Genomic DNA, 22,538 nt, shown 5'->3' with positions numbered 1-22,538 from the left:
CTCAGTCGTCGCTGGTCTTGATGTCCGCGCTCAGCCCCTGGGCCATCTCGATCTCCTTCGAGTTGTTCAGGGTCCAGGCGGTGCGCTCGGTGACGGCCTCGATGACCTCCCGGGCGCTCGGGTAGCCGTTGCCGGACTTCTTCACGCCGCCGAAGGGGAGCTGGACCTCGGCGCCGATGCAGGGGAGGTTGCCGTACGCCAGCCCGATCTCCGCGTTGTCGCGGTAGTAGTTGATCTGCCGGTAGTCCTCGGAGATGATCGCGCCGGCGAGGCCGTACTCGGTGTCGTTGTGGATCTCGACCGCGTCCTCGATGTCGCCGCTGTACTTCAGCAGGGCGACGTGCGGGCCGAACACTTCCTCGTGGGTGCAGCGCAGGTCGGCCTGCGCGTCGGCCTCGTACACGAACGGGCCGACCCAGTGGCCGTCCTCCTGACCCTCGGGGATCTCGTCGGCGTCGAGCTCCTCGCGGTCGACGAGCACGTTCACGCCCTCGTCCTTCGCGAGCTGGTTGTACCGGGCGACCTTCTCGACGTGCTCCTCCTCGATCAGCGGCCCCATGAACGTGTTCTCGTCGAGCGGGTCGCCGACGGCGACGCTTTTGGCGTTCTCGACGAATCGCTCCTTGAACTCGTCGTACACGTCCTCGTGGACGATCAGGCGCTCGGAGGAGACACAGCGCTGGCCCGTCGTCTTGAAGCTCGACATCACCGCCGAGTGGACGGCCACGTCGAGGTCCGCCTCCTCGGTGATCACGATGCCGTTCTTCCCGCCCATCTCACACGCGGCGAGCTTGCCGGGCTCGCCGCCGACCTTCGAGGCGATCTCGTGGCCGACCGCGGCGCTGCCGGTGAACAGCACGGTGTCGACGCGGCTGTCGTCGGTGATGGCCGCGCCGGCGTCGCCGAACCCCTGGACCATGTTGAACACGCCGTCCGGGATGCCCGAGTCCTCGAACATCTCGGCGATGATCTGGCCGCACCACGGCGTCTGCTCGGCCGGCTTCCAGACGACGGTGTTGCCCTCGACCAGCGAGACGGCCATGTGCCAGAACGGGATGGCGACCGGGAAGTTCCACGGAGTGATGCAGCCGACGACGCCGCGCGGTTTGCGCCGCATGTAGGCGTCCTTCGACGGGATCTCGGAGGGGACCACGTCGCCCTTCGGGTGGCGGGCGTCGCCGGCGGCCCACTCGACCATGTGCCACGCCTCGGTCACGTCGGCCTTCCCCTCGGAGATCTCCTTCCCGCACTCCATGGAGACGATCTCGCCGAGCTCCTCGTGGCGGTCCTTGAGCTCGTGGTAGATGTCCCAGAGGTACTCCGCGCGGTCGATGTGGGAGAGCTCCTTCCACTCCTCGAACGCGTCGTCGGCCGCCGCGAGCGCGGCGTCGACGTCTTCCTCCGTGCCGCGCTGGAACTCCCCGAGCGTCTCCCCGTTCGCGGGGTTCTGACTCGTGAACGTCTCGCTGCCGGTTCCTTCGACCCACTCGCCGTCGATGTAGTGCATGTAGGGTTCGCTGCTCATGTGTCCGAACAGTGGGGGCGTAGGCGTGATAAAGCCTGCCGGTCGGCCCTCGGCGACCCTCCCGCGGACCCGCTCGGTCTCCCGTCAGCGACGCTCCCGCTCGGCCTCGCCAGCACGGGTCTCGATCGCCCCTTTCAGCGCCGTGAGGGCGAACGTGTGGTCGGGGCGGACGCTCACGAAGTCGAGGAACTCACGGGCCTCCAGCAGCTCCCGGGCGTCGTAGTGTTCCAGCGCGGCGTCGACGGCCGCCTTCGCGCCGATGAGGGGTTCCAGCGATGCGAGCGCACAGGCGAGGTCGTACGACCGCGCCGCCGCCATCGTCGCCCCCTCGCCCTCGTCCTCGCGGACGTTCGTGGCGTCGATGACGTAGATCTCCCCCTCGACGACGAGCACGTTCTCCGCGCGCAGGTCGCCGTGGGCGAGGCCGTAGTCGTGCATCCGGTGGAGCGCGGCGAACACGTCGGGCGCGAGCCGGCGCTCGGCGGGCTCGTCGAGGTCGTCCAGCGTGTCGAACTGGGGCAGGTACTCCATCACCAGCACGCCCATCCCCTCGATCTCCAGCGCCTCGACGGGCTCGGGCGCGTTCACGCCCACCTCGCGCAGGCGCTCGGTCGCCTCCAGTTCGTGCTGGGCCATCTGGTAGGGGGTGCCGTAGTGGCCGAAAAAGCCCTCCGTCCCCGAGGAGAACGCGCCGAGGTTCCGCGTCGCCGTAAAGAGCGCGTGGACCAGCGAGTTCTGCTCGGTCACCAGCTTCACGAAGTACTCGTCGTCGAGTACCAGCGGCGTCGAGAGCCAGTTGTCGGCGTCCAGAAACCGCACGTGGACGACCTCGCGGCCGTACCGCTCGGCGAGTTCGCGCACGACGGACTCGACCTGGGGCCACTCGGGGCTGCCCCGGACGAGCTTCCGGAGTTCCATCGACCGTCCGTTGGGCGGGCGAGTGCTTAAACGGCCGGCCGGGAGCCGCCCACGGTCGAGACACCGCGGAATTTCCGCAGCGTGTAGGATGTTCGAACGGGGCGAGACGCCCCGCTCACCCGCCGTCGGCGCCGACACGGGCGTCAATCGACCGCTGGACGAGCACGTTGACGTTGTACAGCAGGATCGCCACCGACAGCAGCGTCGTCGCGAAGTACACCACCAGCGCGGGCGGGCCGCCGACGGCCGTGCCGAGGATCCCGCCGGCGAGGCCGAGGACGGTGAGCTCCGCCCACGTCACGACGATCCGCGAGCCGAGGTTCGGCGGGACTCCCGCCTCACCCATACGTCTCCCCGCTCTCGATCGGCCCGCTGAACACGGAGTAGAGGATCCCGAAGTACGACAGCACGATCGGCAGCAGCAGCGCCATCATGATCGTCATGAGGTTGAGCGGGAGCGTCGAGACGATCCCGTCGGCGACGGTCAGCCCCGTCGCGCGGTCGATGAGCGGGAACATCGTCGCCGCGATCACCGTCACGAGCCCGAACACCAGCCCCCCGACCGACGCGAAGGCGACGAGGTACTCGCCGCGGCGCGTGGCGACGACGTACCCGCCGGCCAGCGCGACCGACAGCAGCACGAGGGCGATCACGGGCAGGGAGAGCAGCGCCGACTGCAGCGCGGGCGTCGTGACGTACACCGCCGCGAGCGTGAGCACGACGAGGCCGAGGTAGGCGACGACCGCGCGGCTGCCGTACGCCACGGCGTCGTCCCGCAGCGAGCCGCGGGTTTTGAGCCCGAGGAAGGCGGCGCCGTCGACGACCGTGAGCGCGACGACGACCAGCCCGCCGAGCACGCCAGGGACCGAGACGATCCCGGCGACGCCGGTGAGCCAGTTGATCGCGAACATTCCGAGCAGGAACGGCGTCAGCGCGCTGCCGACGACGAACGCGTACCCCCAGTAGCGCCGCCACTGGTCGTCCTCGCGCTCCTCGTACATCTCCGGCGAGAGCCCCCGCAGGCCGAGCGCGGCGAGGATCGCGAACATCAGCAGGTAGTAGCGGCTGAACAGGTTGGCGTACGCCTCGGGGAACGCCGCGAACAGCGCGCCGCCGAACACGACCAGCCACACCTCGTTGCCGTCCCAGAACGGCCCGATCGCGGCGAGCAGCGTCTCCTTCTCGTGAGGGTCCTCGCGGGTGGCGAACAGGATGCCGATACCGAAGTCGAACCCGTCGAGGAACAGGAACATCGCCAGCACGAAGAAGACGAGCCCGAACCAGATCTCCGGCAGCGGGAGCCCGAACAGCGCCTCGCCGGCGAGATCAGTCATCGACACTCACCTCGGCCTCGGGCGGGGCGTCGGCGCCCGAATCGGTCCCGACGGAACCCCCCTCGACCTCGGGCGGGCCGTGCTTGATGATCCGGCGGATCACGTACGTGTACAGCGCCAGCAGCAGCGCGTAGCCGCCGACGAAGCCGGCGAGGGTGAACGTCGCCTCGGCGCCGGTGAGGTTCGGCGAGACGCTGTTCTCGGTCAGCATCACGTCCTGGATCACCCAGGGCTGGCGGCCGACCTCGGTGACGATCCAGCCGGTCTCGACGGCGACGATGCCCAGCAGCGACGACCCCATGAACGCCTTGTGCAGCAGGTCGTCCTCGACGAGCTCGCCGCGGTACCAGCGGTAGCTCGCCCAGAACGCGAGCAGGATGAACCAGAACCCCAGCCCGACCATGATGCGGAACGCCCAGAACACGATCGCGACCGGCGGCGCCTCCGTCTCGAAGGAGTTCAGCCCGCGGATCTCCGCCTGCGGGTCGCCGCCGCTGGCGAGCCACGACGCGCCGCCGGGGATCCCGATCCCGAGCAGCTCCTTCGCCCGCGGGTCGAGGATGTGCGAGGGGTCTGTCGGGAAGGCGACGATGTACTCCGGAACGTACGTGTCGGTCTCCCAGAGCGCCTCCATCGCGGCGAACTTCTGGGGCTGGGTCTCGTACACGTGCCGGGCGTACAGGTCGCCGTGGATCACCTGCAGCGGCGCCGTGATGGCCAGCGCGACGATCGCGATCTTCAGCGTCTTCACCCAGAAGGCGGCGTTCTCCACCTCGTCGCCGCGGACGTGGTGTTTGTAGACGAAGTAGGCGGCGACGCCGGCCATGAACAGCGCGACCGACTCCACCGCCGAGTTCTGCATGTGGATGAACATGTACTGGAACCGCGGGTTGAAGTACGCCGCCATGGGGTCGGTGAGGCGGATCGCCTCCTGGCCGCCCTCGCTCACGATCTCGTACCCCCGCGGGGTCTGCATCCAGGAGTTCGCGATCAGGATCCACACCGCCGAGAGCCAGGTGCCGAGCCCGACCGCGACGCTGGAGAGGAAGTAGAACGCGTCGGAGACGCGGTCGCGGCCGTAGATGAAGATCCCGAGGAACGTCGCCTCGAGCATGAACGCCATCATCCCCTCCGTCGCGAGCGGTCCGCCGAACAGCTCGCCCGCGAACGTCGAGAACGCCGCGAAGTTGGTGCCGAACTCGAACTCCAGCACGAGCCCGGTGACGGTGCCGACGACGAAGCTCACGGCGAAGATCTTCACCCAGAACCGCCGCAGTCGCTCGTAGATCGCCTCGCCCGTCCGGATCTCCTTCCAGGTGAAGTAGATCAGGAACGGGGCGAGCCCCATGCTCATCACCGGGAACACGATGTGGACGATGGTGGTGACCGCGAACTGGAGCCGGCTCGCGGCGACCGGATCAACCATCGACGCCCCCACGTTCGGGCCGACCGACGCCGCGCTTTCCCGGCGCGGGCCCGCCGACCGGCTGGCTGGTGACGACTCGTTGGCGAGACATAGCTCTGTTTCCCGTTGCGGACGAGACGCAGTTAACTTTGCCTGGTGAGAGCGTCGAAAACCGCTCCCGGTGCAGGTCGTCGTCGCTCCCAACGGGCGATAGCTTGATGCCGATCCTGTCCCCTCGTTTACGGGAATGGTCGCCATCCGCACCGACGAGCTAACCAAGTACTACGGCGACGTGCGCGGCGTCGAGGCCCTCTCGTTCTCGGTCGAGGAGGGCGAGGTGTTCGGCTTCCTCGGCCCCAACGGCGCCGGGAAGACCACGGCGATCAGGACGCTGCTGGGGTTCCAGTCGCCGACTCGGGGGACGGCGACGGTGCTGGGCGCCGACGTGACCGACGCCGCCGCGCTGCGGGAGGCCCGGGCACGGGTGGGGTATCTCCCGAGCGAGCCCGCCTTCGACGACCGCGTGACCGGCCGCCGATTGCTCGCGTACCACGGCGCGCTCCGGGGGGACGTTCGCAGCGACGAGCTGCTGGAGATGTTCGAGCCGCCGCTGGACCGGCCCGTCGGCGACTACTCGCGGGGGAACCGACAGATGCTCGCCATCGTGCTGGCGTTCATGCACGATCCCGACCTGCTGATCATGGACGAGCCCACCTCGGGGCTGGACCCCCTGAAACAGGAGACGTTCCACGAGTTCGTCCGGACCGAACGGGAGCGCGGGACGACGTTCTTCTTCTCCTCGCACGTCCTGAGCGAGGTGCGGAAGGTCTGTGACCGCGTGGGGATCATCCGCGACGGCCGGCTCGTCGAGGTGGCGTCGGTCGACTCGCTGCTCGACCGCAGCGGGAAGCACGTCCGGCTCACGCTCGGCGACAGCGTCGACGACGGCGCGTTCGACCTCGAGGGCGTTCACGACGTGACCGTAGGCGGCCGGGGCGGCGCCGACGCGGCCGACCGCGAGGACGGGGTGACGACCGTCTCGTTCACCTACACCGGGGCGTACGAGCCGCTGCTGCGCCGGGTTCTGGAGCACGACCTCCGCGATCTGACCATCGAGGAGGCGCCGCTCGAGGACGTGTTCATGCGGTTCTACGACGAGGGGCAGGCGACAGCAGACGACGCGGGGCGGGCGACCGAGGGCGCACCGCCGCGCGACGGCGTCGACACCGGACGGGAGGCCGACGATGCTTGAGACGGCGCGGTACGAGGCCGAGAAGCGGCTGCTGGGATCGCTCGCGCTCGCCGGCGGGCTGGCGGCGTTCGCGGCGATGATGACCCTGCTCGCGCCCGGGGTGTTGGGCGAGGTCGACGTGGCGGCGCTGGCCGAACAGCTGCCGCCGGCGTTCGTCGAGGCGTTCGACCTCGAGCTGATGGGGTCGATCGAGGGGTTCCTCGCGATCGAGCTGTACGAGTTCCTCTGGCTCGTCGGCCTCGGCGCCTACGTCGCCTACAGCGCCGGGGGCGCCGTCGCGGGCGACGTGGAGAGCGGCCGGATCGACACCGTGCTCGCGGCGCCGATCTCGCGCGAGCGGCTGGTGACGGAGACGTCCCTCGCGCTGCTGCTGCCGATCCTGGCCGCGAACGTCGCGGTGTTCGCGACCGTCTTCGCCACCACGCGGTTCGTCGGCGACCCGATCGCGGCCGTGGACCTCCTCGCCGTCCACGCGCTCTCGATCCCGTACTTCTGTTGCTGTGCCGCGTTCGGAACGCTCGCGTCGGTGTCGGCGCCGGGGCGGGTCGTCGCCGAGGGCGTCGCCGCCGGCGGCGTCGTCGGCGCCTTTCTGCTCAAGACGGTGAGCGCGGCCGCGGACCTCCCGTGGCTCGGTGCGGTGGCGCCGATGCGCTACTACGACCCGACCGCGATCCTGACCGCGAGCGAGTACGACCTCGCCGGTGCCGGGATCCTGCTCGGCGCGACGCTCGTCCTCCTAATCGCGAGCGCCGCCTGGTTCCGGGAGGTGGATCTGTCGTGAAGCCACCCGCCGGCCGCCGTCGGTCGACGGTACTGACGGTCGCACGCTTCGAGGGGCGCAAGCGGCTCCGGACGACGGCGGTCGCCGCCGCGGTGCTGTCGGCCTACGGCGTGCTGTTCGTCTGGGTCGGCCCCGACCTCGTCGGGGGAGAGGAGCTCCAGGTACTGCTCGACGCGATGCCGCCGGTGATGGTCGAGCTGCTGGGGTTCGAGAGCCTCGCGTCGCTGTCGGGGCTGCTCGCGGGGGAGTACTACACGTTCGGCTGGCTGGTCGGGCTGGCGGGCTACGTCGCCTACACCGCCGCGGGCTCGGTCGCCGGCGATGTGGAGTCCGGGAGGATGGACACGATGCTCGCGGCGCCGATCTCGCGGGGCGGCGTCCTCCTGGGGAGCTTCCTCGCGCTGCTGGTGCCGATCGTCGGGATCAACGCCGTCACCGCGCCCGTGCTGTATCTGGCGGCCGCCGCCGTCGGCGACCCGCTGCCGGCCGCCGACCTGCTCGCGCTCCCGCGCTGTCGGTGCCGTACCTCCTCTGCTGGGGGGCGGTGGGGCTCCTCCTGGGCGTCGTCGTCGGCAGGAGTCGGACCGCCGGGCGGGTCGCGCTGGCGCTCGTGTTCGCCGCCTGGCTCGCCGAGTCGCTGCTGGACGTGAGCGACTACGCGTGGGCCGGCGCCGTCACGCCGACGCGGTATCTCGACACGTCGGCGGTGCTGGTCGACGGACAGTACGACGTGGTCGGCGCGGTGGTGTTGCTCGCGGCCACGACCGTCCTCGTGGCACTGAGCCGGCGGGTGTTCGCGCGCCGGGATCTCTAGCTCTCGGCGACGGCGGCGGGCTCGTCGCCGTACTTCTCGCTGAACTCGCCGATGAGGTTCCCCATCTTGGCGTACCAGTCGTTCAGCGTGCGCTGCATCTCTTGGGCGATCTTCTCGGCGTCGCGCGGGTGGTAGACGTGGTGGTAGCCGCCCTGCTCGTAGTTCTTCTGCTCCTTCTGGATGAACCCAGCCGAGAGCAGTCGCTGCACCGATCGGTAGGCGGTCGAGCGCTCGCGATCGACGCCCTCGGCGATCTCGTCGACGGTCAGCCCGTCCGGTCGGTCGTTGAGGAGGCGGAACACCTCCTTGTCGATGCGCTTCAGGTCGTGGAAACACTCCAGCAGCCCCTCGCAGTGCATATCGGACTGGAGCATCTCCCGCATGGAGTCGGCCATAACGTACCTGTACGTAGGGATCAGCGCTTCAAAAGTGTTTTGTGTGGTTACCACAATACCGCACTCGAGGTACGGACGTGTCACTCTGAGTACCTCCCGCGGCCGGGCGATCGCTCACAAGTCAGAGGCGGCTCCCGCACGCGGCGTTTTTCGTGTAGTCAGTGACGCCGCGAGAAGCTAACCGCCGCGAACTGACGCCCCGAATTACGGCGCGCGAACGACCAGCAGGAACGTCTCGGAGCGGCTCGCACCGAACTCGACCTCGAAGCCGGCGGCGCGGAACTGCGCTTTCGCGTCGTCGAGTCCGAACCGCTCGGACAGCGGCGGGCCCGCCTCGCCGTCCCCCGCGGCCGACCAGTCGGCGACGGCGACGCGGCCGCCCGTTTCGACGACGCGTGCGACCTCCTCGATCGCGGCGTCGTCCGCGAACTCGTGGAACGTCATCGTCGAGAACGCGCCGTCGAGCTCGGCGTCGTCGAACGGGAGGTCGGCCACCTCCGCGGTGACCAGTTCGACGTTCTCTGGCGCCCCCTTGTCGCGGTAGTACTCGTGCATCTCCGCCTGTACGTCGACGCCGTACACCGTCCCGGCGCGGGCCGCCACGTCGTCGGTGTAGAACCCCGTCCCGCTGCCAAGATCCGCGAGCACGTCGGTCCCCTCGGCGCCGACCGCCCAGAGCAGCTCCTCGGCCGACACGTACCGGTACCGCGAGGCGGCGTCGTCGAGTTTCTCCGCGTTCGCCGCGTCGAACGTGTGGAATCCCATCGGTTCGAACTCGGGACGAACGCGGAAATGGGTACCGCTCTCCGCGGGCAGCGCCGGCTCGTAGACTCAGTCGCCCGCGAGCTCCTCGAAGAGAACGTCGACGCGCCGCTCGATCTCGTCGCGGATCGCCGCGACCGCCTCGGCCGAGCGACCGTCCGGGTCGTCTAAGTCCCAGTCCCGGCTCTCGCCGCCCCAGCCGGCGGGGCAGACGTCCGCGGCGGAACAGCCCATCGTGATCACGTAGTCGCTGGCCTGGAGTTCGTCGACGGTCACGGACCGTGGCGTCCGGCCCGAGAGGTCGATCCCGACCGCCGCCATCGCGTCGACGACGACGGGGTGGACGTGGTCCGCGGGTCGGGTCCCGCCCGTCAGGAGCTCGATCTCGCCCGTGAGGCCGCGGCGCTCGCGCTCCCGTTCGGCGAAGGCGTACGCCATCTGCGAGCGGCCGGCGTTCTGGACACAGACGAACGCGACCCTGACGCTCTCGGTGGTAGGCCCCACGGTCAATCACCCGGCATCGGACTGCTCACGCCGGCGCTATCGGGGAAGAGGCGACCCTTCGTAACCAGCGCCACCCGCACGAGCGCGAGCATCACCGGCACCTCGATCAGCGGGCCGACGACGGTCGCGAGCGCGACGTTGCTCCCGACGCCGAAGACGGCGACGGCGACCGCGATGGCGAGCTCGAAGTTGTTCGAGGAGGCGGTGAACGCGACGCTGACGCTCTCGGTGTAGGAGAACCCCAGCACCGCGCTGGCGCCGTAGGCGAGCGCCCAGAGCCCGGCGAAGAACAGCAGCAGCGGGATCGCGATCAGCACGATCTCGCCGGGGTTGGCGACGATGTAGTCGCCCTTCAGCGCGAACATCACCACGACGGTGAACAGGAGCCCAAGCAGTCCGAACGGGCTGATCCGGGGGATGACGCGGCCGTAGTACGACTCCCGGCCGATCGTGCGGAACGCCGCTTTCTGGACCAGATAGCCGAGCAGGAGCGGCAGCCCGAGGAACACCCCGACCATCTGGGCGATCAGCGACATCGACACGTCGACGGCCGTGCCGCGCATCACCGTCAGGAACAGGAAGGCGTACGGGACGAACAGCGCGATCTGGAGCAGGCTGTTCACGCCGACACAGACCGCACAGAGCTCCTGGTTCCCCGCCGCGAGCTCGTTCCAGATCAGCACCATCGCGATACAGGGCGCGATCCCGACGAGGATCAGCCCCGTGACGAACCCCGGCCGGCCGCCGAGGAACGTCGTCGCCAGCCCGTACATCACGAACGGCGCGATCAGCCAGTTGAACGCGAGCGTGAGCGCGATCTCCGACCGCGCGGTCCGGGTGACCCGCGGCACGCGCCCGTAGTCGATCTCGGCCATGATCGGGAAGATCATCACGAACAGCCCGAGAGCGATCGGGAGGCTGGTCCCGTGCCACGTCACCGCGTTCAGCGCGTCGACGACGCCCGGCGCGAACCGACCGACGCCGACGCCCAGCGCCATCGCCGCCCCGATCCAGACCGTGAGGTAGCGGTCGAGGACGCCCAGCGAGTCGCTCACGCCTCGGCCTCCCCGTCGGCGACGGCGAGCAGGTCGTCGGCGAGGACGGTGCTGTCGTAGTAGCGCCAGTTCCCGTCCTTCCGCCGGGTCGCGAGCCCGGCGTCGACGAGATCCGCGAGCGCGTGACTCACGGCGCTCGAACTCACGTCGACGACGGGGTCGAGCTCACAGACGCAGAGCTCCCCGTCGGCCGTCGAGAGGATCCTGGCCAGCCGGTAGCGCGTGTCGTTGCCCAGCGCGGCGAACGCGTCGCGGGCGTCGTCGTCGCCCGTGGCCGACGCCGCGAGGTCGTCCAGTTCGGCGAGGCGCTCTCGGACGTCGGCGTCACAGCACTCGCCCACCTCGTCCTCGATCCGGCGCCGTAGACGCTGATCGGTGTCGCTCATCGAGCGCTGGTTGAGGGAGTGTTCAGATAGCCGTTTCGGTCTGAACTGCTGTTCAGATAGTGGGAGGAGAGGTCGCCAGGGCCGCCGAGTCAGACGCGCTCGAAGCGGTGGCGGACGATCTCGTCGTCGTCGTCCCACTCGAACTCGTCGTGGGACATCCGGAGGATCTGTTTGTAGTGATCGAGGTCGCGTGCGCCCTCCGCGCGGGCGTCCTCGTCGGTGAGGTCGCCCAGCGTGCGCTCGGTCACGTCGACGACCTCGAACTGCTGGCCGTCGATCTCGAAGCGGTCGCCGGCCTCGGCGTACGCCTGGCCGCGGTGGATCTGGGTGACCTCGCCGTCGAGAGCCTGGTCGCGCATCCGTTCGCTCGGCAGCAGCGTGTCCGCGTGGGCGTCACTCATACGTCGGAATCCGGGTCTCGCCACGTAAATAGCTCCGGACCGCGGCGGCTGCGAGGCGCTCACGCCACGACCGCTCACCGCGGGCGGGGGACGTAAGCCGCTCCGCCGCCTACGTGGGGTATGAGCGAAGCATCAGAGAAGCCGCACCGACTCGACACCGGCGACGAACTCGACGCACTCGTCGCCGAGCACGAGGTCGTGGTCGTCGACTTCTACACCAAGGGCTGTACGGTGTGCCAGTCGATCGAGCCGATGATGGGCAACGTCGCCCGCGCGACGACCGCGACGGTCGCGATGCTGAACCCCCAGACCGACCTGGATCTCGTCGACGAGTACGACGTCCAGGGCGTCCCGACGCTGGTGCTGTTCGAGGACGGCGAGATCGTTGGCCGGATGGCCAGCGGCTTCGAGGGCACCGAGTCGATCGTCTCGTTCGTGACCGAGAACAGCGCCGCCGAGCGCCGGTGAACGACCGAACCCACCGCGGGATTCATGCCCGCGGATCACTAACGTGGACCATGGACGAACCGTCGATCGCGAACGGAACCGAGGTGACCGACAGCCATTCCGACTGATCGAGCCGTCGTCGCCAAGCGCGTCGACGAAGGCGAGGCCGACCTCGAGGAGATCACGGAGCTGACCCGCGCCGCCGGCTACGAGGTCGTCGGCGAGCTCACCCAGCGGCGCACCCAGGACGCCGCCTACCACTTCGGCGAGGGGAAGGTCGACGAGCTCGCCGCCCTCGTGCGGGAGGTCGACGCCGACACCGTCGTCGTCGACAACGAGATGGGGCCGTTCCAGACGTACAACGTGGGCGGGAAGCTCCCCGAGGGCGTCGACGTGCTCGACCGCTTCACGCTCATCCTCGAAGTGTTCGGCCAGCGCGCCCAGACCCGGAAAGCCCAACTGCAGGTCGAGCTCGCGGAGCTGCGCTACGAGCTCCCCCGGGCCGAGGCCAAAGCGAGCCTCGCCAAGCGCGACGAGCGCCCCGGGTTCATGGGGCTGGGGGAGTACGACGAGTCCCGCGAGCAGGACATCAAAAACCAGATCTCCCGCATCTCCGAGGAGCTCGACCGGATCGCCGAGAAGGAGGAGAAGCGCCGGGCCCAGCGCCGCGATCAGGGGTTCGACCTCGTCGCGCTGGCGGGGTACACCAACGCCGGCAAGTCGACGCTCCTCCGCCGGCTCGCCACCGAGCTCGACGTGGACGAGAACGAGGACCGGCACCCGGACCTCGACGAGACCGCCGAGTCCGAGGACCGGCTGTTCACCACGCTCGGTACCACCACCCGCAAGGCCGACACGGGCACGCGGGAGGTGCTGCTGACCGACACCGTCGGGTTCGTCTCCGACCTCCCCCACTGGCTGGTGGAGTCGTTCAAGTCGACGCTTGACTCGGTGTACCACGCCGACCTCGTGCTGCTGGTCGTCGACGCCTCCGAGCCCGTCGAGGAGATGCGCCAGAAGCTGGTCACCTCCCACGACACGCTCTCGGACCGTAACGAGGCGCCGATCGTGACGGTGTTCAACAAGGCCGACAAGCTCTCGGAGCCGGAGATCGAGCGCCGGAAGCGCGCGCTCTCGGCGCTCGCGCCCAACCCCGTGATCGTCTCGGGGAAGACGGGCGAACGCGTCGACGCCCTCCGGGACCGCGTCGAGCGCGAACTCCCCGACTGGGAGCGCGAGCGACTGCTGCTGCCCGTCACCGACGAGGCGATGAGCGTCGTCTCGTGGATCCACGACAACGGGAACGTCCACGAGGAGTCCTACGGCGACGAGCAGGTCGTCGTCGAGTTCGAGGCGCCGCCCGCGGCGGTGTCGAAGGCGCGCTCGAAGGCGGCCGACCTGGAGCCGCCGACCGTCGACGCCGGTGAGGCTTGATCGCTCGGGCGCGCCGTTTCTCTCCCCGAGGACGATACGAGGCGCCGACGGCCGCAGTGTGGATCCGTGTCACTCGTCGGTTCCGTAGTTTGACGTTCTGGCTGCACGAACCGCCGGTAGATGGTCGACCCAGTCACCGATCCGCTCACCGAGGTCCTCGTGCATCTCCTCGTCGGCGTCGCACTCGGCGCCCTCGTGGGGCTGGAACGGGAGCAGAGCGAGTCGGGAGGGACGTTCGCGGGGAGTCGGACGTTCCCCCTGTTCGCGCTGTACGGTGGACTCGTCAGCGGCTTCTTCCCGAGAGTGCTGCCGGTCGCGCTCGGCCTCCTCGTCGTTCCCCTCACCGTCGCCTACGCCGGGAAGGTCTGGCAGGAGGGGGACCTCGGGCTGACGACACTGATGGCCGCGCTGCTCACCGCGGTGCTGGGGGCTACTGCGATGCACTCCGACTCGGGGGCGATCACCGCGATAATCGTCGGCGGCGCCGTCACGGTGCTCCTCTCGGTCAAGGAGCAGCTCCACGAGTTCGCCGACCAGTTCGACGAGACCGAGCGCCTGGCCTCGACGAAGTTCGTCCTCGTGGTGTTGGTCGTGCTCCCGGCGCTTCCGGGGCGGTCACTCGACGTCCTCTACGGACTGAACCCGCGATTCATCTGGCTGATGGTCGTGTTCGTCACCGGACTGGGGTTCGTCGCGTACGTGCTCGGACGGTTCCTCGGGCCGACACGGAGCATCGCGGTGACCGGGATCGTCGGCGGCTTCGTCTCCTCGACGGCGACGACGGTCTCGATGGCGGGGAAGGCGAAACAGAACGAGGGCCTGTATCACGTCTGTGCGTTCGCGGTCGTGGTCGCGTCGATCGTGATGTTCCCACGGGCGCTCGTCGAGGTTGCGGTCGTCAACCCGCGTCTGCTCTCGAGTGTCGCGGTTCCGCTGGGAGTGATGACGTTCGTCGGGGTCGTCGCCGCGGGAGCGCTGTACTGGCACACGAGAACCGACGAGACGGTCGAACCCGACGAGCTGCGGAACCCGTTCCGACTCCGGCCGGCACTCCTCTTCGGCGCGATCTTCGCGGTCGTGCTCCTCGTCTCCGAGTCCGCACACGACTGGTTCGGGACGTCTGGCATCTACGCCACGGCGTTCCTCTCCGGGCTGGCGGACGTCGACGCGATGACGATCACGTTGAGTAAACTCGCTGCCGACGGAACGATCTCGACGCGGGTCGCCACCACGGGGATCGTCATCGCCGCGACTGCGAACACGTTTCTCAAGGCGGCGTTGGCGTGGGTTCTCGGCACCGACCGGCTGGGTCGGCTCGTCTCCCTGGTCCTCGGTGTGGTCGTCGCGAGTGGACTCGTTCTCGTCGCCGTGTAGCGTCCCCGCAGGCGCAGAACGGTCCGAGTGGGGCCCGACGACTACCCCGACGGCTCCCGCTTCTCCTTGCTCACGACTTCGACGCCGGAGATCGCCGTCCCGGGGTAGCCGCTGGCTTCCACCGCGTCGCGCTCCTCGACGACCTCCTTCTCGGCGGCTTTCACCATGTCCCAGACGACGCCGAGCCCGGTCGTCACCCCCTGGATCGCCTCCATCTCGCAGCCGGTCTTCCCGGTCGTCTCGACGGCGACCTCGAGTTCGATCCGGTCGTCCCGAACGTCGAACTCGGTGTCGACGTTCGTGATCGGGATCTGGTGGCACATCGGGATCGTCTCCCAGGTGTGTTTCACCGCCTGGATCGCGCCGATCCGGGCGGTCGCGAGCACGTCGCCCTTCCCGATCTCGTCGGCGCGGACGGCGTCGATCGTCGACTCGGTCAGGTGAATCTCGCCGCGGGCGACCGCCCGTCTGCCGGTGTCGGGTTTCTCGCCCACGTCGACCATCTGGACGTCGCCGTCGTCGGTGGTGTGGGTCAGTTCGTCGGTGTCGCCGGCGTCGACGGGGTCGTCGTCCGCCCCGGGCGTGACGCCGGCCACGTCGTCGTTCTCACGCATCGTCGCCCCCTTCGAGCGCCACCGGGATGGTCTCTTGGAGTTCTGTCGCGCGAAGTCCGCTTCCCCTCTCGAGCAGCTCCGCGGCGCGGCCGTTGACGTAGCTGCCTGCGCAGGCCGCCTCGAACGGCTCCGCCCGGGCCAGCAGCGCGGCGACGACGCCGGCGAGCGTGTCGCCGGTGCCGCCGACGGTCATCCCCGGCGTGCCGGCCCGACAGCGCCGGACCGTCTCGCCGTCGGTGATCACGTCGACGGCGCCCTTCGCGAGGATCGTGTGGCCGAGATCGGCGGCGAGGTCGCGGATATCGTCGGCGTGGGCCACCAGGTCGTCGGTCTCGGGGCCGCCGAGCTCTGCCAGTTCCGAGCGATTCGGCGTGAGCACCAGCGTCGCGTCGGTGTCGACCTCCGGAACCAGCGCCACCGCGTCGGCGTCGACGACCGCGATCCCGGAGAACTCGCCGAGGAACTGCCGGGCCGCTGCTTCGGTCTCGGGGTGTCGGCCCAGCCCCGGCCCGAGGATCACGACGTCCTCGTGGTTCTCGGCAGTCTCGACCAGCTCCGGGACGTGCTCGGGCGCGAGGTGGTCGGCGTCGGTTCCTCCCTCCCCGACGCCCTCCTCGCCGTAGGGCTGGACGATCAGGTCCTCGGAGTAGCCCGCGATCGGCTCGAACACCGACTCGGGGCAGGCGACGAACGCGAGGTCGGCGCCGGCCGAGAGCGACGCCCCCGCGGCGAGGGCGGGCGCGCCGGTGTACGGGCCGCCGCCGATCACGAACGTCCGGCCGCTGTCGCCTTTCCGGTCGCCGCCGGCGCCGAGCACCGCCACGTCACCCGGACCGACGAACTCCTCCGCGGCCGCCGGGATCCCGATGTCGGCGACGGTCACGTCCGGGTGGTCGGCGAGCCCCGGCTTCCGGTCGTGGAACGTGACGACGTGCTCGGCATCCACGGCGCCCTCGGCGGCCGCGCCGGTGTCGGGATCGACGCCGGAGGGCACGTCCACCGCGAGCACGGGCGCCGCGGCGTCGTCGATCGCGCGGGCGACGGTCGCTTCCGGTTCGCGGAGGGAGCCGGTGATCCCCGTCCCGAGCATCGCGTCCACGATCAGGTCCGGCTCGCCGAGCGCGAACTCGCGGGAGTCGGCGACGGTCTCGACGTCGATCTCCGACGCCGCGAGCGCGTCCCAGTTCGCCCGGGCGATGTCGGTGGCGATGCTCTCCGGCCGGCCCAGCAGGTGGACGGTCACGTCCCGGTCGTCGAGGAACCGCGCCGCGACGAGCCCGTCGCCGCCGTTGTTCCCGCGGCCGCAGACCAGCGCCACGCTGTCGCCGGGCGCCGTGAGCTCCCGGGCCCGCCGGGCGACGGCGTTGCCCGAGGACTCCATCAGCGCCCGGAGCGGCACGCCCAGCGCCGCGGCGTTGCGGTCCACCGCGGCCATGCGTCTGCTCGTGATCATGCTCCCCGGTTCGGCGTGGCCCGGATTAAGGGTGTGGGGACGGCGGAACGCATACCCCGCCGGCCGCCGGAGGTCGGGTGTGAGAGAGCTCCCGCCGCTGCCGGCCGTCGACGACGCGGCGCCGACGCTCGACGGCCACCTCTGGCTGCTCGAGTACGTCGAGGGGACGCCGGTGCGGTTCCAGCTGCGGGACTCCGGCGCGATCCGGTTCGGCGGCCCGGAGCGAGCGTACCGCGACGACGACGCGATCCCACGCCCGTGCCAGCGCGCGGTTCGACACGTCCGCGAGCGACTCGACCGCGAGGCGCTCCGGGCCGCCGTCGACGACGTGACGGGGGTGACGTTTCTGGGCTGGGCGACCCACCGCGAGCGGATCGACTACGACTGGGAGCGCCTGCCGCCGTTCCTCGGGCTCGACGTGTGGTCGAGCGAGGCCGGCGCGTTCCGCCCGCCGGGGGCAGCCGAGGCGATCTTCGACCGGCTCGGCCTCGATCCGGTCAACACGGTCGAGCGCGAACTGAACAGCCGCGATTTCGACCCCGCCGGGTACGACCTGCCGGCGTCGGCGTGGTACGACGGCCCCGCTGCGGGGGTCGTGATTCGCGACAAGCGCGGGAACCGCGCGCTACTCGAAAATTCCGAACTTTCTGCAAACTCCGCGCGTTCCATCGACGCCGACGACGCCGAATCGCTCGCCGAGGCAGTCGCGACCGACGAGCGGTTCGAACGGGTCGCGGCGCGGCTCCGGGATCGCGGGCGGGCGCCGAGCGTCGACGCCTCCGGGATCGACTGCTCGAGGACGTGTACCGCGAGGAACACGGCCGACTGTTTGCCGGCGAGCGGGCGGTCGACGAGTCGGGGTTCCGGACGGCGGTCGCGCGGCGTGCCGGCCGCTTCCTCGGCGGCTGAGGCGGCGACTCAGTCCCCGCCCCAGGCGACGGCCGTGGGGTCGGTCGTCGCGACGAGTCGCTCGATCGCCGCGGGCGAGAGCGCCGCCCCGTACAGCCGGGCGTCGTACAGCCGCCCGTCGTAGGTGGGGTCGTGGACCCCCGTGTCCCGATCGCGGTAGTGATACCCCAGCGCGGCGCCGAGCTCGTCGACGCGGAGGGGGTAGTCGTCCTCTGTCTCGTCGACGAGCTCGCCGTCGAGGTAGAGCCGCGCGACCGACTCGTCGTACGTGTAGGCGACGTGCTGCCACCGGTTCTCCTCGATCTCCGCCAGCGGCACCGCGGTGAACGCCCGCTGCTCCGCGTTCTCGGCGTCGTACACGTTTCCGTGGAGCTCCCCCCGCCGGAGCGCGACGACGAGGTAGTCCCACTTCAGCAGCACCTGCCAGCCGCCGGCGAGGTCGGCCGGGCGCATCCAGAACGCGACCGTACAGGCCTCCTCGGTGCCGTACGCCGGCGTCCGGAGCTTCCCGCCGTCGACCGCGTAGCCGCTCGCGAGCAGGTCGTCCGCCGGCCCGTCCGCCTCGTCGTGGTCGGTCGCGACAGCGGAGGTCTCGCCGAACGGCGGCGTGGCGTCACCGACGCCGCCGAACCGGGCCTCGGCGTCGAGCTCGCGCACCTCCTCCCGTCGGTCGTTCGCGGCGTCCCGAACGGTCGAGAACCGCTCGTCGGCCCACGCGGCCGCCGCGCCGTCGTTCCGGAGCACGGCGTGGAGCCGGCCGTCGTCGTACGTGAGCAGGAACGCCTCCCGCTCGTCGCCGGCCCGGCAGACGACGAGGGCGTACTCCGGCACGGTGCCGACCGAGACGCTGCCGTGCTCCCCCAGCGCCACCGCGCGGAGCCAGCCGGGGAACGTCGACGACAGCGTCTCGAACAGCGATCCCGAGACGACGATCTCGGTCTCGCGCCCGTCGCTGGCCCGCGCGTACAGCGTCTCCAGCTGCTCGGGGCGGGCGATCTGCGGGAACACCGCCCGGATCTCGTCGGCGGTCCGGATCGCCGAGCCCAGCGCGGCGAGGAGGCGCATCCCCTCGGCCGCCGCGACGAGCGACACGTCCGCGCCGCGGAGGAACTCGACGGCCACGTCGCTCTCCTTCCACAGCGGCGTCAGCGCCGGCGCCGTCGTCGCGATCGCGTCGGCGTCACGCTCGGCCTCGCGGGCGCGTTCGAGCGCCAGCACGCCCACGAGCGTCGCCTCGTACCCGCCGCTCACCTCGCGGACCATCTCGTGGTCGATCAGCTCCTCGATCGCGCGGTCGATCGTCGACCGCGACGCAGCCACGCGATCCAGCAGGTCGCGCTTGTCGAGGGGGCCGTCCCGCAGGTAGTCGAGGATCGTCGACCGACGCTGGGCGATGTGGAGTATCGACATGGGGTGGGATCGAACGAGCGAACCCGCGTCCGGATCACCGATAAACCCGTTGACAGCGTCGGTCGTTCAGTCAGTGACGAACTTCGCCACCCGATGAGGTAAGGGGGCCGAGTCGCCGACGATCACCCGTCGCCGTGGGGAGGTGGGGTGCCACCACGAGCGACCCCGACGGACCATCCTTGTCGCGGGCGGTCGGCACGGTGTCGGAGCCGTAGCCGGATCGTTCGTCTGATTTCCCCGTGCCCACTTTTCGACCGTGTTCACTGACGCCGTCGACGCGATCGGCACCCCACCGTGACCGCGGATCGCCCACGACAGAACGTATTTGGCGGGTGGATCGCAAGCGGGAGCCATGCCTGACCGGTGTGAGTTCGAACTGGACCTCCGCGCGGCCCGGGAGCGATGTGCCGCGTGGCTGGCGACCGAGTACGACTACATTCACGACCAGCCGCCGGTCGAGGAGATCGAGGCGTTCGCGGATCTCCCTCGCGACGATCGAGGGCACTGGCGGTGTCCACGGGCAGCCGAGGGGGGCGAGCACTGTGTCCTCCACGCCGACGACGCGACCGACGCCGAGGTCCGCGCCGCGGTCGTCGACGGCCTCCGGGGCGAGGCCGACCCCGACGCGTTCGCCGTCGAGGCCCCCGACGGCGACTACTCGACGCTCGCGACGCGGTTGCTCGGCGTCGAACTGGAGACGCTTGACCTGCAGGGCTGGCGGCTCGCAGCGCCGGGCATCGCGGCGCTGGACCTCCGATGCGCCGCGATCGATACACTGCGGCTCGGGGGCGCGTCGCTGGCTGGCGCGATCAGACTCGACGACGCCGACGTTGGGGCGGTCGAAGCGACGGACGCGGCGTTCGGCGGCTCCTTCGGCGCGCGGTTCGCGACGATCGAGCGATCGTTGTGTCTTGAAGGTGCCGCCGTCGAGGGTCGGATCGACTGTCGGTTCGCGGACCTCGGCGGCGACGTCTCGCTCCGACACGCGACCGCAGAGAGCCGCTTCGACTTCGGGTTCGCCCACGTCGACGGCGCCGTCGACGCCACCAGCGGGGGCTGTGGCGGACGATTCACGCTCAAGGAGTCCGTCGTCGACGCCGTCTCGGCTCGCGGGATCGCGATCTCGGGACCGGATCCCGAGAGCGATATCCCCGGGCTCCAGTTCCGCGGGCTGACGGCCGCGGGCGCCGTCGACGTGACCGAGGCCGACTGCGAGGGCCAGCTGATCGGCTACCGGATGGATGTCGGCGGCGACTTCGACGCCGGCGAGGCGTCGATCACCCAGGGAGTCTCGCTCGGGACGCGAACGGGGACGCGACTGGGCGAGGCGGCAATCGGGGGGAGTCTCTCCCTCAGCGGCGCCGAGATCCGCGAGGAGACCAAGCTCCATGGTCGCGACCGGCGCGACGCCACGCTCACCGTCGGGGGGTGTGTCGACCTCTCCGACGCCACGTTCGCGGACCTCAGAGTCCTGCCGGAGCTGACCCACGAGCGGCTCTCGACGGTCGACTGTCGGGGGGCGACGATCGAGGCGGGCGTGCTTGGCCAGCCCCTCGGCGAGACGCTTGTGTACGACCTCGAAGGCGCGGAACTGGGCGACGTGGAGATCGACCCCGGGGAGGCGACGGCGCCGTCGTGTCTCTGGTTGAACCGCACGACGTTCTCGGGGTTCAAGTTCGTCGACGCCGCCCGTCGGGGGTTCGAGCGCGCCGACTGGGAGCTGATCGACGACCGGCAGGAGCGCCGCGAGACGGTCGCCTTCGGCCGCGCGTTCGAGGAGGCGACCGAGTACGCGCGGGACTTCGCGGCGCTGTGTGCGGCCCAGCCGGGGCTTCGCGAGTGGCTCCGGGAGACCGAGCCGCCGTCCGGCGCCGAATCGCTTGCTTCCGCCGTGTTCGATGGGGTCGGCGAGCGGACGGTCGAGCGCGTCGCGAAGAACGGCCCCGAGAACCCCGAACAGTTGGGCGTCCTCCCGTTCCGGCGGGAACGCTACCGCGTGGGCGTCGCCACGCTGCTGGCCCGGCGGCTCGAGTCGGACGATGACGGCGACGACGCGCTAGCGGAGTCGCTCGCGCGTGGTGCCAGCGAGGAGCTCCGAGGGCTCGCCGCCGAAATCGACGCGGGTACTGACCCCGAGCAGGCAGACGAGGCGGCGGTTCGCGACGCGCTGGCGAACGCGCTCGCGGCGCCAGCGGACGTGGCACGGACGCTCGAAGCGCAGGAACTCACCTACGTCGAGGCACGGAAGGGGGCCGACGACGTGGGCGACAGCACCACCGCGGGGAACCTGTTCGTGAACGAACTCCGGGTCCGACGGCGGATCCACCGGCGGGAGCGCGACTACGGCGAGTTCGCCGCCAACCTGATCTTCGACTGGGTCGCCGGCTACGGCGAGCGACCCCGCAGGGCGTTGCGCTCCTCGCTCTCACTCGTCGCGGTGTTCGCCGGCGTCTATTGGGTACTGTGGCGACTCGTTCCCGGGTTCTCTTCACCGACCTACGCGGGCGTCGACGGCGCGGTGCTTTTGAGTTCGGCGTCGTTCACGGCGTTCGTCCTCGGCGGCACCTCGGTGGAGCCGAAACTGATCCGGCTGGTGGCGAACTTCGAGGCGCTGCTCGGCGCGTTCATGATCGCGCTGTTCGTGTTCACGCTGACACGGTCGCTCCACCGGTAGGCGGGCGGGGGCGTCGACGACCGACAGTCGTAACACGGCCGTCGCCGACCGATCCCACATGACCGGTTCGAAGACACTGTACCTCGTTCGCCACGGACAGACGCCGTGGACGGCTGCCGAGCGCGTACAGGGGTGGGCGCCCGTCCCGTTGAACGACGCCGGTCGCGACCAGCTTCGGGCGACGGGCGCATACCTCGACGAGCGCGTGGACGCCGACGCGGTGTGTATCGAAACCTCCGACCTCCGCCGGGCCAGCCAGAGCGCCGAAATCGTCGCGGACCGTCTCGGCGACCGAGCGACGATCACCAGTCGGAAAGCGCTCCGGGAGCGCGACTTCGGCGTCCTCCAGGGGCTCGACGACACGCGCTACCACCGAGTGAAAGAGTCGCATACTGGCGACGGTCCCGGAGCGCTGCTCCGTGCGCCCGAACGAGGGGAGTCCTGGCGCGAGGTGGAGAATCGGACGCTGGAAGCCTGGTGGGAGATCGTGGAGGCGACGGTGGCCGACGAACCGCGGATCGTCGTCTCCCACACCGGGCCGATGTACTGCGTTCTCGCGGCGGTCACCGGCCGGCGACTGGAGGCCGAGATGAACGCGACGGATCTACCCGAGGGTGGCGTGTTCGAGATCGAAATCGCGACCGAGGACGGCGAGAGCCGACTCGTAGGCGACGTTTGGACGCCGGAGTGA

Annotated in this window: 24 protein-coding genes; 10 read left to right on the top strand and 14 right to left on the bottom strand. The window is 70.1% G+C overall.

Going from position 1 to position 22,538, the window contains the following annotated elements:
* Position 1: 1 nt before the first annotated feature.
* The 5 genes from ACP95_RS04195 to ACP95_RS04175 form a co-directional block, all read right to left on the bottom strand.
* Positions 2-1,525, bottom strand: a complete 1,524-nt coding sequence (locus ACP95_RS04195; RefSeq protein WP_049980002.1) for an aldehyde dehydrogenase family protein — start codon at positions 1,523-1,525, stop codon at positions 2-4.
* Between the two features lie 84 nt (positions 1,526-1,609).
* Positions 1,610-2,443, bottom strand: coding sequence for an RIO1 family regulatory kinase/ATPase domain-containing protein (locus tag ACP95_RS04190; RefSeq protein ID WP_049980001.1), 834 nt, complete (start codon positions 2,441-2,443; stop codon positions 1,610-1,612).
* A 115-nt stretch (positions 2,444-2,558) separates the two neighbouring features.
* Positions 2,559-2,789: a hypothetical protein gene (locus tag ACP95_RS04185; protein WP_049980000.1), complete on the bottom strand. Its 231-nt coding sequence runs from the start codon at positions 2,787-2,789 to the stop codon at positions 2,559-2,561.
* Positions 2,782-3,777, bottom strand: a complete 996-nt coding sequence (gene cydB / locus ACP95_RS04180; protein WP_049979999.1) for a cytochrome d ubiquinol oxidase subunit II — start codon at positions 3,775-3,777, stop codon at positions 2,782-2,784. The genes ACP95_RS04185 and cydB overlap by 8 nt, the downstream gene beginning before the upstream one ends.
* A complete protein-coding gene (locus tag ACP95_RS04175; RefSeq protein WP_049979998.1) occupies positions 3,770-5,203 on the bottom strand; it encodes a cytochrome ubiquinol oxidase subunit I in 1,434 nt (477 codons plus the stop codon). Before ACP95_RS04175 ends, cydB begins: the two co-directional genes overlap by 8 nt.
* A 226-nt stretch (positions 5,204-5,429) precedes the next feature.
* On the opposite strand from ACP95_RS04175, the gene ACP95_RS04170 reads away from it, so the two are divergent.
* Genes ACP95_RS04170 through ACP95_RS16035 form a run of 4 tightly spaced genes read left to right on the top strand, consistent with a single transcriptional unit; the run spans position 5,430 to position 8,029 of the window.
* Positions 5,430-6,434, top strand: coding sequence for an ABC transporter ATP-binding protein (locus ACP95_RS04170; RefSeq protein ID WP_082224556.1), 1,005 nt, complete (start codon positions 5,430-5,432; stop codon positions 6,432-6,434).
* Positions 6,427-7,215, top strand: a complete 789-nt coding sequence (locus tag ACP95_RS04165; protein WP_049979997.1) for an ABC transporter permease subunit — start codon at positions 6,427-6,429, stop codon at positions 7,213-7,215. Before ACP95_RS04170 ends, ACP95_RS04165 begins: the two co-directional genes overlap by 8 nt.
* Positions 7,212-7,865, top strand: a complete 654-nt coding sequence (locus tag ACP95_RS04160; protein WP_202593773.1) for an ABC transporter permease — start codon at positions 7,212-7,214, stop codon at positions 7,863-7,865. Before ACP95_RS04165 ends, ACP95_RS04160 begins: the two co-directional genes overlap by 4 nt.
* Positions 7,862-8,029, top strand: a complete 168-nt coding sequence (locus ACP95_RS16035) for a hypothetical protein (protein WP_202593772.1) — start codon at positions 7,862-7,864, stop codon at positions 8,027-8,029. The genes ACP95_RS04160 and ACP95_RS16035 overlap by 4 nt, the downstream gene beginning before the upstream one ends.
* Here the strand turns inward: ACP95_RS16035 and ACP95_RS04155 are convergent.
* The 6 genes from ACP95_RS04155 to ACP95_RS04130 form a co-directional block, all read right to left on the bottom strand.
* Positions 8,026-8,424 (bottom strand): helix-turn-helix domain-containing protein, encoded by a 399-nt coding sequence (locus ACP95_RS04155; RefSeq protein ID WP_049979996.1) that lies wholly within the window; start codon positions 8,422-8,424, stop codon positions 8,026-8,028. The genes ACP95_RS16035 and ACP95_RS04155 overlap by 4 nt on opposite strands.
* Positions 8,425-8,628: 204 nt before the next feature.
* Complete coding sequence (locus ACP95_RS04150; protein WP_049979995.1) at positions 8,629-9,189, bottom strand: class I SAM-dependent methyltransferase; 561 nt, start codon at positions 9,187-9,189, stop codon at positions 8,629-8,631.
* Positions 9,190-9,255: 66 nt separating this feature from the next.
* Positions 9,256-9,690 carry an arsenate-mycothiol transferase ArsC gene (locus tag ACP95_RS04145; protein WP_272913163.1) on the bottom strand — a complete coding sequence of 145 codons (435 nt, stop codon included), beginning with the start codon at positions 9,688-9,690 and terminating at the stop codon, positions 9,256-9,258.
* Positions 9,691-9,692: 2 nt separating this feature from the next.
* Positions 9,693-10,745 carry an ACR3 family arsenite efflux transporter gene (gene arsB, locus ACP95_RS04140; protein WP_049979993.1) on the bottom strand — a complete coding sequence of 351 codons (1,053 nt, stop codon included), beginning with the start codon at positions 10,743-10,745 and terminating at the stop codon, positions 9,693-9,695.
* Complete coding sequence (locus ACP95_RS04135) at positions 10,742-11,131, bottom strand: metalloregulator ArsR/SmtB family transcription factor (protein ID WP_049979992.1); 390 nt, start codon at positions 11,129-11,131, stop codon at positions 10,742-10,744. Before ACP95_RS04135 ends, arsB begins: the two co-directional genes overlap by 4 nt.
* Positions 11,132-11,220: 89 nt before the next feature.
* Entirely contained in the window at positions 11,221-11,532 is a 312-nt protein-coding gene (locus tag ACP95_RS04130; RefSeq protein ID WP_049979991.1) for a hypothetical protein, read from the bottom strand.
* A gap of 120 nt (positions 11,533-11,652) precedes the next feature.
* Here ACP95_RS04130 and ACP95_RS04125 point away from each other — a divergent pair, with 120 nt between their 5' ends.
* The 3 genes from ACP95_RS04125 to ACP95_RS04115 all read left to right on the top strand — a co-directional run bounded on the left by ACP95_RS04125 (position 11,653) and on the right by ACP95_RS04115 (position 14,787).
* The gene (locus ACP95_RS04125) at positions 11,653-12,000 is read left to right on the top strand and encodes a thioredoxin family protein (RefSeq protein ID WP_049979990.1); all 348 of its coding nucleotides are present in this window, start codon (positions 11,653-11,655) and stop codon (positions 11,998-12,000) included.
* Positions 12,001-12,096: 96 nt separating this feature from the next.
* Positions 12,097-13,413 (top strand): GTPase HflX, encoded by a 1,317-nt coding sequence (gene hflX, locus ACP95_RS04120; protein ID WP_049979989.1) that lies wholly within the window; start codon positions 12,097-12,099, stop codon positions 13,411-13,413.
* A 120-nt stretch (positions 13,414-13,533) separates the two neighbouring features.
* Positions 13,534-14,787, top strand: coding sequence for an MgtC/SapB family protein (locus ACP95_RS04115; RefSeq protein WP_049979988.1), 1,254 nt, complete (start codon positions 13,534-13,536; stop codon positions 14,785-14,787).
* Positions 14,788-14,828: 41 nt separating this feature from the next.
* Here the strand turns inward: ACP95_RS04115 and moaC are convergent, their stop codons facing one another.
* Together moaC and ACP95_RS04105 are read right to left on the bottom strand one after the other, a co-directional pair.
* Positions 14,829-15,401 carry a cyclic pyranopterin monophosphate synthase MoaC gene (moaC, locus tag ACP95_RS04110; RefSeq protein WP_082224554.1) on the bottom strand — a complete coding sequence of 191 codons (573 nt, stop codon included), beginning with the start codon at positions 15,399-15,401 and terminating at the stop codon, positions 14,829-14,831.
* Positions 15,394-16,854 carry a bifunctional ADP-dependent NAD(P)H-hydrate dehydratase/NAD(P)H-hydrate epimerase gene (locus tag ACP95_RS04105; protein WP_049979987.1) on the bottom strand — a complete coding sequence of 487 codons (1,461 nt, stop codon included), beginning with the start codon at positions 16,852-16,854 and terminating at the stop codon, positions 15,394-15,396. The genes moaC and ACP95_RS04105 overlap by 8 nt, the downstream gene beginning before the upstream one ends.
* 79 nt (positions 16,855-16,933) lie before the next feature.
* Here ACP95_RS04105 and ACP95_RS15150 point away from each other — a divergent pair, with 79 nt between their 5' ends.
* Positions 16,934-17,887 carry a hypothetical protein gene (locus ACP95_RS15150; RefSeq protein ID WP_237560398.1) on the top strand — a complete coding sequence of 318 codons (954 nt, stop codon included), beginning with the start codon at positions 16,934-16,936 and terminating at the stop codon, positions 17,885-17,887.
* Here the strand turns inward: ACP95_RS15150 and ACP95_RS04100 are convergent.
* Positions 17,773-19,173 (bottom strand): LamG domain-containing protein, encoded by a 1,401-nt coding sequence (locus ACP95_RS04100; RefSeq protein WP_049979986.1) that lies wholly within the window; start codon positions 19,171-19,173, stop codon positions 17,773-17,775. The two genes, ACP95_RS15150 and ACP95_RS04100, sit on opposite strands and share 115 nt — an antisense overlap.
* A 352-nt stretch (positions 19,174-19,525) precedes the next feature.
* Between ACP95_RS04100 and ACP95_RS04095 the strand changes: the two genes are divergently transcribed.
* Together ACP95_RS04095 and ACP95_RS04090 are read left to right on the top strand one after the other, a co-directional pair.
* On the top strand, positions 19,526-21,847 hold the full coding sequence (locus ACP95_RS04095) for a hypothetical protein (protein WP_049979985.1): 2,322 nt from the start codon (positions 19,526-19,528) through the stop codon (positions 21,845-21,847).
* 58 nt (positions 21,848-21,905) lie between these two features.
* Positions 21,906-22,538 (top strand): histidine phosphatase family protein, encoded by a 633-nt coding sequence (locus ACP95_RS04090; RefSeq protein WP_049979984.1) that lies wholly within the window; start codon positions 21,906-21,908, stop codon positions 22,536-22,538.

It is taken from the genome of Halolamina rubra (genome assembly GCF_000739555.1).
Classification (GTDB): domain Archaea; phylum Halobacteriota; class Halobacteria; order Halobacteriales; family Haloferacaceae; genus Halolamina; species Halolamina rubra.
Note: the sequence above shows the minus strand (reverse complement) of the source record. Positions and strands in the feature narration are given on the sequence as shown.